General features: G+C 70.9%; 12 protein-coding genes. 7 read left to right on the top strand and 5 right to left on the bottom strand.

Going from position 1 to position 13,878, the window contains the following annotated elements; all coding sequences use genetic code 11:
* Positions 1 to 49 precede the first annotated feature (49 nt).
* Both ACOZ38_RS26755 and ACOZ38_RS26750 read left to right on the top strand, forming a co-directional pair.
* Positions 50 to 1,675, top strand: coding sequence for an amidohydrolase (locus tag ACOZ38_RS26755; RefSeq protein WP_424533916.1), 1,626 nt, complete (start codon positions 50 to 52; stop codon positions 1,673 to 1,675).
* Positions 1,672 to 3,012 (top strand): APC family permease, encoded by a 1,341-nt coding sequence (locus ACOZ38_RS26750; protein ID WP_424533915.1) that lies wholly within the window; start codon positions 1,672 to 1,674, stop codon positions 3,010 to 3,012. Before ACOZ38_RS26755 ends, ACOZ38_RS26750 begins: the two co-directional genes overlap by 4 nt.
* Before the next feature lie 176 nt (positions 3,013 to 3,188).
* Here ACOZ38_RS26750 and ACOZ38_RS26745 read toward each other — a convergent pair whose 3' ends face one another.
* Entirely contained in the window at positions 3,189 to 4,199 is a 1,011-nt protein-coding gene (locus ACOZ38_RS26745) for an alcohol dehydrogenase catalytic domain-containing protein (RefSeq protein WP_424533914.1), read from the bottom strand.
* Positions 4,200 to 4,321: 122 nt separating this feature from the next.
* Between ACOZ38_RS26745 and ACOZ38_RS26740 the strand changes: the two genes are divergently transcribed.
* Positions 4,322 to 4,921 carry a TetR-like C-terminal domain-containing protein gene (locus tag ACOZ38_RS26740; protein ID WP_424533913.1) on the top strand — a complete coding sequence of 200 codons (600 nt, stop codon included), beginning with the start codon at positions 4,322 to 4,324 and terminating at the stop codon, positions 4,919 to 4,921.
* A 5-nt stretch (positions 4,922 to 4,926) separates the two neighbouring features.
* On the opposite strand, the gene ACOZ38_RS26735 is transcribed toward ACOZ38_RS26740, so the two are convergent.
* Complete coding sequence (locus ACOZ38_RS26735) at positions 4,927 to 6,441, bottom strand: MFS transporter (protein ID WP_424533912.1); 1,515 nt, start codon at positions 6,439 to 6,441, stop codon at positions 4,927 to 4,929.
* Positions 6,442 to 6,554: 113 nt separating this feature from the next.
* Between ACOZ38_RS26735 and ACOZ38_RS26730 the strand changes: the two genes are divergently transcribed.
* Positions 6,555 to 6,785 carry a hypothetical protein gene (locus tag ACOZ38_RS26730; RefSeq protein ID WP_424533911.1) on the top strand — a complete coding sequence of 77 codons (231 nt, stop codon included), beginning with the start codon at positions 6,555 to 6,557 and terminating at the stop codon, positions 6,783 to 6,785.
* A 57-nt stretch (positions 6,786 to 6,842) separates the two neighbouring features.
* On the opposite strand, the gene ACOZ38_RS26725 is transcribed toward ACOZ38_RS26730, so the two are convergent.
* Positions 6,843 to 7,022, bottom strand: coding sequence for a hypothetical protein (locus tag ACOZ38_RS26725; RefSeq protein ID WP_424533910.1), 180 nt, complete (start codon positions 7,020 to 7,022; stop codon positions 6,843 to 6,845).
* Positions 7,019 to 7,318, bottom strand: coding sequence for an ATP-binding protein (locus ACOZ38_RS26720; RefSeq protein WP_424537092.1), 300 nt, complete (start codon positions 7,316 to 7,318; stop codon positions 7,019 to 7,021). Before ACOZ38_RS26720 ends, ACOZ38_RS26725 begins: the two co-directional genes overlap by 4 nt.
* Positions 7,319 to 7,550: 232 nt before the next feature.
* On the opposite strand from ACOZ38_RS26720, the gene lon reads away from it, so the two are divergent.
* The 3 genes from lon to ACOZ38_RS26705 all read left to right on the top strand — a co-directional run bounded on the left by lon (position 7,551) and on the right by ACOZ38_RS26705 (position 12,756).
* Complete coding sequence (lon, locus tag ACOZ38_RS26715; protein ID WP_424533909.1) at positions 7,551 to 9,926, top strand: endopeptidase La; 2,376 nt, start codon at positions 7,551 to 7,553, stop codon at positions 9,924 to 9,926.
* A gap of 91 nt (positions 9,927 to 10,017) precedes the next feature.
* Positions 10,018 to 11,166, top strand: coding sequence for a Fic family protein (locus ACOZ38_RS26710; RefSeq protein ID WP_424533908.1), 1,149 nt, complete (start codon positions 10,018 to 10,020; stop codon positions 11,164 to 11,166).
* A 54-nt stretch (positions 11,167 to 11,220) separates the two neighbouring features.
* Positions 11,221 to 12,756, top strand: coding sequence for an AMP-binding protein (locus ACOZ38_RS26705; protein WP_424533907.1), 1,536 nt, complete (start codon positions 11,221 to 11,223; stop codon positions 12,754 to 12,756).
* A gap of 9 nt (positions 12,757 to 12,765) precedes the next feature.
* Here ACOZ38_RS26705 and ACOZ38_RS26700 read toward each other — a convergent pair whose 3' ends face one another.
* Positions 12,766 to 13,701, bottom strand: coding sequence for a M12 family metallopeptidase (locus ACOZ38_RS26700; protein ID WP_424533906.1), 936 nt, complete (start codon positions 13,699 to 13,701; stop codon positions 12,766 to 12,768).
* Between the last annotated feature and the right edge of the window lie 177 nt (positions 13,702 to 13,878).

The raw sequence follows: 13,878 nt of genomic DNA, 5'->3' as shown, positions 1-13,878 counted from the left end.
GACAACCTATCCTTCCGCACAAAACGAACGACATTCTTTTTGGACGCCGATGACACGCACGCTCTTCCGCAACGGCACCGTCTGGACCGGCACCGGCACCACCGCCGCCGCCCTCACCACGCGGGACGGCCGGATCGAGGCCATCGGGACGCAGGCCCTGGCAACCCCCGCCGACGAGATCGTCGATCTCCGGGGCGGCCTCCTGATGCCGGCCTTCGGCGACGGGCACTGCCATCCCGACCACGCGGGGTTCGAGGCGGCGGGCCCGCTGATCAGGGGCTGTGGCAGCGTGGAGGAGATCGTCGAGGAGGTCCGCCGGTACGCCGCCGAGCATCCCGAGGCGGACTGGATCATCGGGGCGAGCTACGACGCGACCCTGGCGCCCGGCGGCATCTTCGACGCACGATGGCTGGACGCGGCCGTACCCGACAGGCCCGTCGTCCTGCGCGCCTGGGACTACCACACGGTGTGGTGCAACACCGAGGCCATGAGGCGCGCGGGCGTGGACGCCGCGACCCCCGACCCGCCGCGCGGCACCTTCGCCCGCCGCGCGGACGGCGAGCCGCTCGGGATGATGTTCGAGTGGGACGCGGTGGACGCGGTGCTCGGCGCCGCCCCCGCCCGCACCACCGAGGACCTCGTACGGGCGCTGCACCTCGCCACCGAGGCCTACGCGCAGGCCGGGGTCACCTGGATCCAGGACGCCTGGGTGGAGCACCGTTCCGTCGAGGGATACCTGGCGGCGGCCAGGCGCGGCCTGCTCGCCACGCGGGTGAACCTCGGCCTGCGCGCCGATCCCGCCCGCTGGCGCGACCAGCTCGCCGAGTTCGCCGCCGACAGGGAGGCGGTGCGGGCGCTGGGCGACGACCGGCTGACGGCCAACACGGTGAAGTTCTTCGTGGACGGCATCCTGGAGAACCGCACGGCGTCGCTGCTCACCCCCTACAGCGACGATCCATGCACGCGCGGCATGCCGATCTGGCCGTACGAGGAACTGCTCGCGGCGTTCGCGGCCGTGGACGCGATGGGGCTGCAGGCGCACCTGCACGCCATCGGCGACGCCGGGGTGCGCACCGCGCTGGACGCCGTCGAGCACGTCACCAGGGTCAACGGCCCCCGCGACCGGCGGCCGGTCATCGCCCACGTGCAGGTGCTCCAGGAACGGGACCTGCCGCGCTTCGCCGAGCTCGGCGTGGTCGCGAACCTCCAGCCGCTGTGGGCGCGCACCGACGCGGCCATGACCGAGCTGACCATTCCCCGTATCGGGCCCGAGCGCGCCGGGCGGCAGTACCTCATCGGCTCGCTGCTCGCCGCCGGGGTTCGCGTGGCCTTCGGGAGCGACTGGCCGGTGACCGACCACCGCCCCCTGTCCGGGCTGCCGGTCGCGGTGACGCGCGAGAACGCCGAGCGCGAACCGGCCGGCGGCTGGCTGCCCGGGGAGCGCATCACGCTGGACGCCGCCCTGTCCGCGTACACGGCGGGGGTGGCCTACCAGGCCTTCGCCGAGCGGGAGCGCGGTGTCCTCGCGCCCGGGATGGCCGCCGACCTGGTCTGGCTGGACGGCGACATCCGCGCCATGGACCCCCACGACATCGCACGCCGCTCGGCCGTCCTCGGGACGTGGATGGCCGGAACGAGAACCTTCCCCCCTCCCGACAGGAGTCATGACATATGAGCGAGTTCGCCCCCGGCCCAGGACTGAAGCGAGTCCTCGGAGTGCCGGGACTGACGTTGTTCGGGCTGACCTACCTCGCCCCCGTGGCCGTCTTCACCACCTACGGCGCCGTCGCGCAGGTCACCGGAGGGCACCTCCCGGCGGCCTACGTGGTCGCACTGGTGGTCATGCTGTTCACGGCGTTCAGCTACGGACGGATGGCCAAGGCGTTCCCCACCGCCGGATCGGCATACACCTACACCCAGCAGACCTTCGGGCGGCATGTCGGCTTCATGACCGGCTGGACGCTGATGCTCGACTACCTGTTCCTGCCGATGATCAACTTCCTGCTCATCGGGATCTACCTGAACAGCCAGTTCCCCGGCGTGCCCCAGTGGGTCTTCACCCTTGCCGCCCTGCTGCTGGTGTTCGCGCTGAACATCCTCGGCATCACCGTGATGAGCCGGGTGAACGCCCTGGTCGTCGGGGTGTCCGTGGTGCTGATCGTCGTCTTCGTCGCGCTGGCGCTGAAGCACCTGGCGGGCCACCCCTCTCCCTCGCCGTTCGCCGCGTTCACCCCCGGTACGGGCGTGTTCGCGGGCGCGGCGATCCTGGCGCTGAGCTTCCTCGGGTTCGACGCGGTCTCCACCCTGTCGGAGGAGGCGAAGGACCCGCGCCGCGCCATCCCGCGGGCGATCGTGCTGACCACGCTCATCGGGGGCCTGCTGTTCATCCTCGTCGCCTGGATGGGTGGCCTGGTGCACCCCGGCTACGACGACTTCGCCAACCCCGACACCGCGGGCGTGGACATCATGGCGGCGCTGGGCGGCGCCGCGTTCCAGACCATCTTCGTGGCGATCTACGTGATCGGCGCCTTCGGCTCGGCGATGACCACCCAGGCGAGCGTCTCGCGCATCCTGTACTCGATGGGGCGCGACGGCGTGCTGCCCAGGCGCGTGTTCGGCGCGCTGAGCTCGCGGTTCAAGACGCCCGTCTTCGCCGTCGCCGCGGTGTCGGCGGTCTCGCTCGTCGCGCTGTTCATCAGCCTCGGCAACGCGGTGGTGATGATCAACTTCGGCGCGCTGATCGCCTTCTCGATGGTGAACCTGACCGTGGTCAAGCACTACCTGGTGGACGGGCGCAGGCGGTCGGCGGGCGACCTGCTGCTGTACGGGGCGCTGCCGCTGGTGGGCTTCGGCCTGACGGTCTGGCTGTGGACCAGCCTGTCGGGCGTGACGTTCACCGTGGGGCTCATCTGGATGGCCGTCGGCTTCGTCTACCTCCTCGGCCTGACCCGCATGTTCACGCGCAGGCCCCCGGCGATGAGCTTCTCCGAGGCCGAGCCCGCCGCCGCGTGACCCTTTCGGGTCAGGCGGCCGGAGTGCGGGGGGCCAGGAGGTCTTCGAGGCCGATGCGGTTCAGCGCGCGGGCGCTCAGGGCGCCGAAACCGCTGGACGCGCCGGTGACGAGGATGACGGACATGGGAGGCTCCTTCTCGGTGGGTGAGGCGGGTCGTCTTGGGGGGCTAGCGGGGTCAGCCGAACGTGATGACGGAGCGCCCGCCGCCGTGGCCCGCGGCCATGGCGTCCAGGGCGGCCGGGGCCTGGTCGAGGGAGATCGGGGTGACCTCGGGCAGGATGCCGTGGACGGCGGAGAAGGCGAGCGTGTCGCGCAGGTCGTGCGGTGAGCCGGACGGCGAGGCCATCACGCGCAGCCGGTTGAGCACCATGGGCTGGGTGGGCAGGACCAGCGGGTCCTGGCCGTAGCCGCACAGCACCAGGGTGCCGTCGGGTGCCAGGCCGCCGAGCGTCGCCGCCGCGGCGGCGCTGGAGGGGGCGGCGTTCAGCACGAGGTTCGCGCCGCCGTCCCACGCCCTGAGCGCGGCGGCGGGGTCGGTCTCGCCGCCGGCCACGTACAGCTCGGCGCCGAGCTCCTTCGCGCGCTCCTCGCCGTCGCGGGAGCGGCCGACCACCGCGACGCGCGCGCCCATGGCCACCGCGTAGCGGATCGCCAGGGCGCCGATGCCGCCGGCGCCGATGACCGCGACCCGCGAACCGGCCGTCGCGCCGCCCTGGCGCAGCCCGTTGAAGGCGGTGATGCCCGCGCACATCAGCGGCGCGGCGGCGACCGGGTCGAGCCCGGCGGGCAGCGGGGTGACGAAGCCCGCCTTGAACACGGCGTACTCCTCGTAGCCCCCGTCGGCGACGACGCCGGTGATGCGCTTGCGTGGGCACAGGATCTGCTCGCCGCGTGCGCAGTGGTCGCAGTGGCCGCAGGAGTCGTACAGGAACTGCGCGCCGACCGGGGTGCCCACCTCGGGCCAGGTGACGCCGGGGCCCACGGCGGCTACGGTGCCGGTGATCTCGTGGCCGGGGACCACGGGGAACCGGGCGAAGGGGTAGTGGCCGCGCAGCAGGTTGAGGTCCGAGAAGCACACCCCGCAGGCGGTGATCTTGACGAGGACCTCGCCGGGGCCGGGCTCGGGCACCTCGCGCTCGGTGAGGGAGAGCGGCGCGTCGACGGCGGTCGCGATGGCAGCACGCATGGATGTCCACTTCCTGGATGATCGTCTCGCGCCGGAGGCATGGGCCAGCGTTCCGGATTATGTGTACACTGTGTTTATATCATGGAAATGAACACACTGGCCATATATCTCTGGAGGTAGCCATGACCCGGCCCGCCGAACCCGTGCGCAGGGGGCGCGGACGCCGCCCGGCCGACGAGGTGCGCCGCGAGGTCCTGCGGGCGGCGGGGAAGCTCCTGCTCGACGAGGGGATGGCCGCGTTCACCATCGAGAAGGTCGCGGCGCTCTCGGGCGCGAGCAGGGTGACGCTGCACAAGTGGTGGCCGTCCAAGGGGGCGCTGGCGCTCGACGGCTACTTCAGCGTGGTGGCCCCCATCCCGGCCTTCCCCGACACCGGCGACATCGCCACCGACCTCACCGCGCAGCTCAAGGCCTGGATCCGGCTGATGGACGGCACGCGCGCCGGGCGCGTACTGCTGGAGCTCCTCGGCCAGGCCCAGACCGATCCCGAGCTGATGACCGCCTACCGCGAGCGCAACTCAGGGCCGCGCAGGAAAATGGCCGTGGAGGCCCTGGAGCGGGCCAGGCACCGCGGCCAGCTCAGGGGGGACGTCGACTGCGAGGTCGTCGTCGACCAGCTCTGGGGCGCCTGCTACCACAGGCTGCTGATCCCCGACCTGCCGCTGACCGACGAGTTCGCCGAAGCCCTGGTGGCCAACCTGCTGGCCGGCGTCGGCCCCTGAGGTCGCTAGCCCGGCCTTGAGGTGGGGTGGCCCTCCGGCGACCCCGAGCCGGTCTCCTCGCTCGGCTCGCAGGGCTGCAGCGGAGGGGCGCCCAGCTCGCAGGCCGCCTCGCGCTCGGGCTCGCGGAGCGCGTTCGTCCTGATCGTGGCGAACGTCAGGGCCGCGGCGCAGACCATCATGGCGGCGCTGACCAGCATGGCCGCGCGGAAGCCCGAGGTGAACGCGACCGGCGAGGTGTAGGCGGCGCCGGTGAGGCCGACGAGCGGGGGGATCGCGGCGACGGCGAGCAGGCTCCCCGTCCGCGCGACCGCGTTGTTGACGCCGCTGGCGACCCCCGCGTAGCGCTCCTCGGCGGTGGCCAGCACGGTCGCGGTGAGCGGGGCGACGGCGGCGGAGAGCCCGAGGCCGAAGAGCGTCACGGCCGGGAGCACGTCCAGCAGGTACGACGAGCCGGGCCCGACCCTGCTCATCAGCAGCAGGCCGCCCGCGCAGACCAGGATGCCGAAGGTCATCGGCAGGCGCGGCCCGATGCGCCGCCCGAGGTCGCCCGCGCGGGGCGACAGCAGCAGCATCAGCAGCATGACGGGGAGCATCGAGCACCCCGCCGCGACGGGCGAGAAGCCCGCCGCGACCTGGAGCTCCACGACGAGCAGGAAGAACACCACGCCCATCGCCGCGTACATGATCAGCGTCACGACGTTCACGGCGGTGAACTCCCGCGAGGCGAACACGCGCACGGGGACCAGCGGGGACACCGGCCCGCCGCGCGAGCGGCGCGCCTCCAGCACCACGAACGCCGCTCCGAGCGCCACGCCGGCCACCGCGGCGACCACCGGGACCGGTGAACCGCGCTCGATGAGCCCGTACGTCACCCCGGCCAGCGCGAGGGCGGCGAGCGCCGCGCCCAGCACGTCGAACCGGCCGGTGGTCGTCTCGTCGCGGGTCTCCGGCACGTGCCGCACGGCCGTCGCGATCACCAGGGCCGCGATGGGCAGGTTGATCAGGAAGACCCAGCGCCAGCCCGCCGTCTCCACGAGCCAGCCGCCGAGCAGGGGGCCGATCGCGCCGGCCACGCCGCCGAGGCCCGACCAGGCGCCGACGGCCCGGGGACGGTCCTCCCGGACGAAGGACGACTGGATGATCGCGAGGGAGCCCGGTGTGAGGAGCGCTCCGCCGATGCCCTGCAGCGCGCGGGCGAGGACGAGCGTCTCGATGTTGGGGGCGAGCCCGCACAGGGCCGAGGCGACGGCGAACCACCCGACGCCGATGACGAAGATCCTTCGCCTGCCGTACCGGTCGCCGAGGGACCCGCCGAGCAGGATCAGGCCGGCCAGCGTGAGGGTGTAGGCGTTCACCGTCCACTGGAGCCCGGACATCGAGGCGCCGAGGTCCTCACCCAGCTTGGGGAGAGCCACGTTGACGACCGTGCTGTCCAGGAAGGCCATCCCCGAGCCGAGCACGGTGGTGAACAAGATCCACCGGCCGCTGGGGGAGTTCACATGGATGCCGCCTTTGTCCATGCTGCCCATAATGCTGGATACGCGACATGCTCCGAACGTACGGTCCCGGTCTGTCGGTGCTCTCTGGTAGGAAGATCTCGCCGTTTCCGCCCCCCTTCCTACTGGAGACCCGCATGGACTACGCCGAGTTCACCGACGAGGTCAGCGACCTCAGCGACGGTGTGTACGCCGGCCTGCCCATCGCCCCGGCGCCCGACGACGACGACGATGACGACGGCGACGCGCTGCCGGGCGCGGGGGAGGTGGCGTGGCGGCTCTGGACGAACGAGCACTACGACTCCGACGAGACGTTCGAGCGGCAGTTCGCCCGGTTCATGAGCGTCGTGTGGTGTCCGGGGTGGTGAGGGAGATTGCGACCGGTGATGTCGGGGGTTCTCGCGAGGGGGGCTCTCGGGAGGGGGTCACTCGCTGGGGCGGACCAGGCCGGTCTCGTAGGCGAAGATGATGGCCTGCGCGCGGTCGCGCAGGCCGAGCTTCATCAGGATGCGGCCGACGACCTCGATGTCGGGCTGCGTGCTCAGGAAGGCGGTGAAGCCCGTGCGCACCATGCCCTGGTCATCGGCGATCAGGACACGGATCATCGTTCCTCCAGGATGGGCAGGGTCGCCGTCACCGTGAAGCCGCCGTCCCGGATGGGCGCGGTGTCGAGGGCGCCGCCCAGCAAGGTAGCCCGTTCGCGCATGCCGATGATCCCCTGCCCCCCTCCCGGAGAAGGCCGCGCGCCCGGTCTCCGGCCTGCCGTGACGGGCCTCAGCGCCGGGCGGCCGGGGCCGTTCGCCACCCGCAGCCGCAGCTCCGCGGCCGTACGGGAGATCTCGATGGTCACGGACGAGCCCGGGGCGTGCCGCATGGCGTTGCTCAGCGACTCCTGGAGGATCCGGTAGGCGAACAGCCCGATCGCCGTCGGCAGCTCCAGCGAGCCCCTCGACCCGGACGGCGAGCCCGCATCCCTTGACCTGGGTCGCGTCCCACCGGTGAGGGGTCTCCGGGGGCCATACCTCAGAGTGAGATTACAGAATTACGATCGCTGGCAGCGAACAAGCGCAGACATGGGAACAATCGTGGGCTCTCATTAATTGAGTGCATGTAACTCAACCTTTGGAGTTCGCATGAGTCAGAGCTTGATCCTTCCGGTGCTGCCGCTCGACGACGAGGTCGTCCTCCCCGGCATGGTCGTTCCTCTCGACCTGTCGGACACCGAGGTGCGCGCCGCCATCGACGCCGCCAGGGCCTCCTCGAAGCAGAGCAAGCCCCGGGTGCTGCTTGTTCCACGCATCGACGGCAAGTACGGCGCGGTGGGCGTCGCCGCCGTCGTCGAGCAGGTCGGAAGGCTTCCCGGAGGCGAGCCCGCCGCCGTCCTGCGCGGTGTCGAGCGGGTGCGCATCGGCTCCGGCACCACCGGCCCCGGCGCGGCCCTGTGGGTCGAGGCGGCCACGATGGAGGTCATCCCCGCCGACGAGCGCGCCGAGGAGCTGGCCAAGCAGTACAAGGCCCTGGCGACCACGGTGATGCAGAAGCGCGGCGCCTGGCAGATCGTCGACGCCATCAACCAGATCGAGGACGCCTCGGTGCTCGCCGACAGCTCCGGCTACGCGCCGTGGCTGACCACGGCCCAGAAGTTCGAGCTCCTGGAGAACCCCGACCCCGCCGAGCGCCTCGCCCTGCTGGTCGACTGGGCCCGCGAGCACCTGGCAGAGCTGGACGTCGCGGAGACGATCCGCAAGGACGTCCAGGAGGGCATGGAGAAGCAGCAGCGCGAGTTCCTGCTCCGCCAGCAGCTCGCGGCCGTACGCAAGGAGCTGGCCGAGCTGAACGGCGAGGCCGCTTCCGAGGAGGAGGACTACCGCGCCCGCGTCGAGGCCGCCGACCTGCCGGAGAAGGTCAGGGAGGCGGCGCTCAAGGAGGTCGACAAGCTCGAGCGCACCTCCGACCAGTCGCCCGAGAGCGGCTGGATCCGCACCTGGCTCGACACGGTGCTCGACATTCCGTGGAACGAGCGCACCGAGGACTCCTACGACATCGCCGCCGCCCGGGCCGTGCTCGACGCCGACCACACCGGCCTGGACGACGTCAAGGACCGCATCGTGGAGTACCTGGCGGTGCGCAAGCGCCGCGCCGACCAGGGGCTCGGCGTGGTGGGCGGGCGCCGCAGCGGCGCCGTCCTCGCGCTGGCCGGGCCTCCCGGGGTCGGCAAGACCTCGCTCGGCGAGTCGGTCGCCCGCGCCATGGGCAGGAAGTTCGTCCGGGTCGCCCTCGGCGGCGTCCGCGACGAGGCCGAGATCCGCGGCCACCGGCGCACCTACGTCGGCGCGCTCCCCGGCCGCATCGTGCGCGCCATCCGCGAGGCCGGCAGCATGAACCCCGTCGTCCTGCTGGACGAGGTCGACAAGGTGGGCGCCGACTACCGCGGCGACCCCACGGCGGCGCTGCTGGAGGTCCTCGACCCCGCGCAGAACCACACCTTCCGCGACCACTACCTGGAGGTGGAGCTCGACCTGTCGGACGTGCTCTTCCTGGCGACCGCCAACGTCCTGGAGGCCGTCCCCGGCCCGCTGCTCGACCGCATGGAGATCGTGACGCTCGACGGCTACACCGAGGACGAGAAGGTCGCGATCGCCCGTGACCACCTGCTGCCCCGCCAGCTCGACAAGGCCGGCCTGACCTCCTCCGACGTCACGGTGGGGGAGGAGGCGCTGCGCAGGCTCGCCGGCGAGTACACCCGCGAGGCGGGAGTGCGCTCGCTGGAGCGGTCGATCGCGCGGGTGCTCCGCAAGGTCACCGCGCAGGCCGCCCTCGACCAGGCCGCGCTCCCCGTGCACGTCGGGGCGGGCGACCTGGTCGGCTACCTCGGCAGGCCGAGGAACGTCCCCGAGTCCTCGCTGCCGGAGTCGGCGCAGCGCACTGCGGTGGCGGGCGTGGCCACCGGGCTCGCGGTCACCGGCGCGGGGGGTGACGTCCTGTACGTCGAGGCGTCGCTGGCCGACCCGGAGACCGGTTCCACCGCCGTCACGCTCACCGGGCAGCTCGGCGAGGTGATGAAGGAGTCGGCGCAGATCGCGCTGTCCTACCTGCGCTCGCGCGGGGCCGAGCTGGAGCTGCCGGTCGGATCCCTCAAGGACCGCTCAGTGCACATCCACGTCCCGGCGGGCGCCATCCCGAAGGACGGCCCCTCGGCAGGCGTCACGATGACCACCGCCCTGGCCTCGCTGCTGTCCGGCCGCCCGGTGCGGTCCGACGTGGCGATGACCGGCGAGGTCTCGCTCACCGGGCGGGTCCTGCCGATCGGCGGGGTCAAGCAGAAGCTGCTCGCTGCCCACCGGGCGGGCATCACCACGGTGCTCATCCCGGCGCGCAACGAGCCCGACCTCGACGACGTGCCCGAGGCCGTGCGCCGGGAGCTCACCGTCCACGCGGTGAGCGACGTGCGCGAGGTGCTCGCCATCGCGCTGACCCCGGCGATGGTGGCGGAGACCGCCGCCGCCTGACACGGCCCGGCGCCGCAAGGCCCGCGCCGACAAATATGGACGAATCATCCTGTCGCTTGACAGGATGATTCGTCCATGCTGTCATGACGGCATGCTGTACGGGACACCTGAGCTGGACCCGGCCGACAAGGCCGTTCTCGGCGAGATCGAGGACATGCGCCGTGATCTGAAGTACCGCCTCGCGGAGTCCCACCGGTGGGACGGCCAGCTCAGGCGCCAGCTCCAGGCGCGGGCGATCCAGGGCTCCAACACCATCGAGGGATACCGCGCGAGCGTCGAGGACATCGAGTCGATCATGCTCGGCGAGGAGCCGCTGGAGACCACCCCGGCGGTGGCCGGTGAGATCGCCGGCTACCAGCAGGCGCTCACCTACATCCGGCACCTCTCCCTGGCCCGGTCGTTCCGCTTCGACACCGGCATGTTGAACGCGCTGAACTTCATGATGATCGGCCATCACCACGACAAGACCCCGGGGACGCCGCGCCCAGGCGGCATCTACGTCCGCAACTCGGCGACCGGGGAGGTCGTCTACGAGGGGCCCGACGCCGAAGCCGTCCCGGCGCTGATGGACGAGCTGATGGAGTGGCTCAACGGCGGAGACCTGGACGTACCGGGCTACGTCCGTGCGGCCATGGCCCATCTCAACCTGGTGAAGATCCATCCTTGGCGAGACGGGAACGGCCGGATGTCCCGCGCACTGCAGACTTTGGTGCTCGGCCGCGACCAGATCACCCTGCCGGAGTTCTCGTCCATCGAGGAATGGCTGGGCGAGGGCCGCACGACGTACGACTACTACGACGTGCTGGGTGAGATCGGTCGCAAGCGGTGGAGCCCGCATGACGAGACGCTGCCTTGGGTGCGGTTCTGCCTGCGGGCGCACCACATGCAGGCGCAGCGGGTGCGCCGTCGCCTCGCCGAGGCGGGGGAGGTGTGGCTCCTGCTGGAGGAGCAGGTCGACAAGGAGCGGCTCCACCCCCGGTGCGTCTCCGCGCTCTACCAGGTCTTCGTGAGCAGGCGGCTGCGGCGCGGCACCTACCAGGCGGACGAGTCGCTGAGCCAGGGCCAGGCGGCGCGCGACCTGCGCGAGCTGGCCGCACGCGACTGGCTCACCCCGTACGGCGAGACCAAGGGCCGGTTCTACGCCCCCGGCCCGAAGATGGAGCGGGTGAAGGGGGAGTTCGCCGCGCGCGTCGAGCCGCTCCGCGACCCCTACCGGCCGGGTTCCGGCCGTACGCCCTGATGGGCCGGGCGGGATCCTTTCCACCGGACGGCTAGCCGAGTAGCGTTCGGTTTTATGCATCCCGGAGCGGTCGCAGCGCAGACGCCCGACAAACCCGCCGTGATCATGGCGGGCTCCGGGCGCGTGATCACCTATCGTGAGCTGGACGAGGAGTCCAACCGCCTCGCCCGGGTCTTCCGCTCCGCGGGACTGCGGCCGGGGGACCACGTCGCCTTCATGCTGGAGAACCACCCGCTGTTCCTGGTGGTCGCCTGGGCGGCACACCGGGCCGGGCTGTACTACACGGCGATCAGCTCCCGCCTGCGGTCCGACGAGCTCGCCTACGTCGTCGACAACTGCGAGGCGAAGGTCTTCATCTCCTCGGCGGCGCTCGCCGAGGTGGCGACCTCGGTCACGGCGCACACCCCGAAGGTGCGGCTCAGGCTCATGATGGACGGCGTCGCGCCGGGCTTCGAGCCCTACGAGGCGGCGGTGGCCGCGCGGCCCGCGACCCCCGTCGAGGACGAGTGCCAGGGGGCCGACATGCTCTACTCCTCCGGCACCACCGGGCGGCCGAAGGGGGTCAAGCCCCGGCTGAGCGGGGCGCCGCTGGCGACGCCGGGCGCGCTGCTGCAACTCGTGCGGTTCCTGTTCGCGCCGTCGGCGGACTCGGTGTACCTCTCACCGGCCCCGCTGTACCACGCCGCGCCGCTGCGCTACTGCATGACCTTCCAGCGCGTCGGCGCGACGATCGTGGTGATGGAGCGGTTCGACCCCGAGCAGGCGCTCGCACTGGTCGAGAAGTACGGCGTGACGCACTCGCAGTGGGTGCCGACGATGTTCATCAAGATGCTCAGACTCCCCGAGGCCGTGCGGGGCAAGTACGACCTGTCCTCGCTGGCCTGCGCGATCCACGCCGCCGCGCCTTGCCCGGTGCCGGTCAAGGAGCGGATGATCGCCTGGTGGGGCCCGATCATCCACGAGTACTACGCCGGCACCGAGGGCAACTGCTTCCTGTACGTCGACTCGGAGGAGTGGCTGGCCCACAAGGGCACCGTCGGCCGTCCGCTGCTCGGCGTCACACACGTGTGCGACGAGAACGGCGAAGAGCTCCCGCCCGGCGAGCACGGCACGGTTTACTTCTCCGACGGCCCGAGGTTCGAGTACCACGGCGACCCCGAGAAGACCCGCGCGTCCCAGGATCCCCTCGGCAGGGGCTGGACCACGCTCGGGGACATCGGCTACCTGGACCAGGACGGTTTCCTGTACCTCACCGACCGCCGCTCGCACATGATCATCTCAGGTGGGGTGAACATCTACCCGCAGGAGGCGGAGAACGTCCTGTCGGTGCATCCGAAGGTCGCGGACGTGGCGGTCTTCGGGGTGCCGGACGAGGAGATGGGCGAGGCGGTCAAGGCGGTGGTGCAGCCGGCCGACCCCGCGGACGCGGGCCCCGCGCTCGCGGCCGAGCTGATCGAGTACTGCCGGGCGCGGCTCGCCGCGTACAAGTGCCCGAGATCGGTGGACTTCCGGGACGAGCTGCCCCGGCATCCCACGGGGAAGCTCTACAAGCGCCTGCTGAAGGACGAGTACTGGCCCACCGGGTCGTGAGGCGGCGGTTCACGGGCAGCCGTAAAGGGCCCGGACGGCGTCCAGGTCGGCCGGGCTGAAACCGATTCGCTGGCCTATCTTGACGGGCACCGAGGGCACCAGGGTGTCCTTGCCGTTGCTGCTGAAGAAATTCCTCCCGTAGAGCATGACCGAGCCGTAGTCGAGCGGGCTGAAAAGGCGGTTCTGCGGAGGGGTGAGTTTCTGGAACTGGGACTCGTACCCCTTCGCGACGTTCTCCAGGTGAACGGTGAGCGCGGAGTCGCGGTCGGAGCGGGAGTGCTCGTGGAAGAAACCTATCGCGTGCAGCAGCTCGTGAATGGCGACGCCCTTCCGCTCGCACCCCTTTCCGAGCGAGACGTCCTGTTCCTCGGGGCCGATCCGTCCCACATACGAGTAACAGCCGTTGCCTGGAAATATGTTGAGAAACCCGGCCTCATCGGTACGGGGGATGAAGCGCACGCAGGTGCTGTCGTGAAAATCCCGCATCGCCTGGCCGATCGCCTCACGGGCGGACGTGGAGAGCTCGGGGTCGAGGACGTAGGGCACCTTGCCGTCCGGCCACAGGGCGCGGGCCTGCGTCGTGGCGGCGCCCTCCGGCACCCGGCAGTCTCCCGGGCGTGCCGGAGGGTCCAGGGCCGGCGTTTCGAGGCGGGGCGCAGTGTCAGAGGTGACCTTGGGAAATATGCCGGGCATCTCGATCTTCCCCGAGGCCGCGTCGAGGGATGTTCCGATGACGATGTCACCCTCCGTCACGGCGTGCCCGTCGATGTCGACGTACTCGATCGTGTGTGGCTGCCCGGTTATGTCCGGAGTGGTAATTGAAAAGGACGGGCGTCCCGTCTGCTGCTCCCATAGCGTATCGAACGGGTCCTCTTCGGCGGCGGCCGGTGACACCCCCATCGCCAGCGCGACGAGCGTGACCGCCAATACCGCGATATGTCTCATATTAGGACTCCCGGAAGTATCATTTACGGCCAGTCATCGGTGAAAAGTACCCCGGCGGCAAACCTGGCACTCCAGGAATGGCGGGGGTTTGATGCCGATATCTTGCGCGCATGCTCGTGCTCGGCCCGAGCATTCCGAGAATCTCCGCTTTATTCGTACTTTAGGTATTCAGTGCTA

It is taken from the genome of Sphaerisporangium viridialbum, from assembly GCF_049674955.1.
Taxonomy (GTDB): domain Bacteria; phylum Actinomycetota; class Actinomycetes; order Streptosporangiales; family Streptosporangiaceae; genus Sphaerisporangium; species Sphaerisporangium viridialbum.
This window is presented reverse-complemented; position numbering and strand designations above follow the sequence as displayed.

Coding starts and splice junctions, on each gene's coding strand:
- ACOZ38_RS26740 (WP_424533913.1), top strand. CDS start 4,322: ATGACCCGGCCCGCCGAACCCGTGCGCAGGGGGCGCGGACGCCGCCCG.
- ACOZ38_RS26705 (WP_424533907.1), top strand. CDS start 11,221: ATGCATCCCGGAGCGGTCGCAGCGCAGACGCCCGACAAACCCGCCGTG.
- ACOZ38_RS26735 (WP_424533912.1), bottom strand. CDS start 6,441: ATGGACAAAGGCGGCATCCATGTGAACTCCCCCAGCGGCCGGTGGATC.
- ACOZ38_RS26750 (WP_424533915.1), top strand. CDS start 1,672: ATGAGCGAGTTCGCCCCCGGCCCAGGACTGAAGCGAGTCCTCGGAGTG.
- ACOZ38_RS26755 (WP_424533916.1), top strand. CDS start 50: ATGACACGCACGCTCTTCCGCAACGGCACCGTCTGGACCGGCACCGGC.
- lon (WP_424533909.1), top strand. CDS start 7,551: ATGAGTCAGAGCTTGATCCTTCCGGTGCTGCCGCTCGACGACGAGGTC.
- ACOZ38_RS26725 (WP_424533910.1), bottom strand. CDS start 7,022: ATGATCCGTGTCCTGATCGCCGATGACCAGGGCATGGTGCGCACGGGC.
- ACOZ38_RS26700 (WP_424533906.1), bottom strand. CDS start 13,701: ATGAGACATATCGCGGTATTGGCGGTCACGCTCGTCGCGCTGGCGATG.
- ACOZ38_RS26730 (WP_424533911.1), top strand. CDS start 6,555: ATGGACTACGCCGAGTTCACCGACGAGGTCAGCGACCTCAGCGACGGT.
- ACOZ38_RS26745 (WP_424533914.1), bottom strand. CDS start 4,199: ATGCGTGCTGCCATCGCGACCGCCGTCGACGCGCCGCTCTCCCTCACC.
- ACOZ38_RS26710 (WP_424533908.1), top strand. CDS start 10,018: ATGCTGTACGGGACACCTGAGCTGGACCCGGCCGACAAGGCCGTTCTC.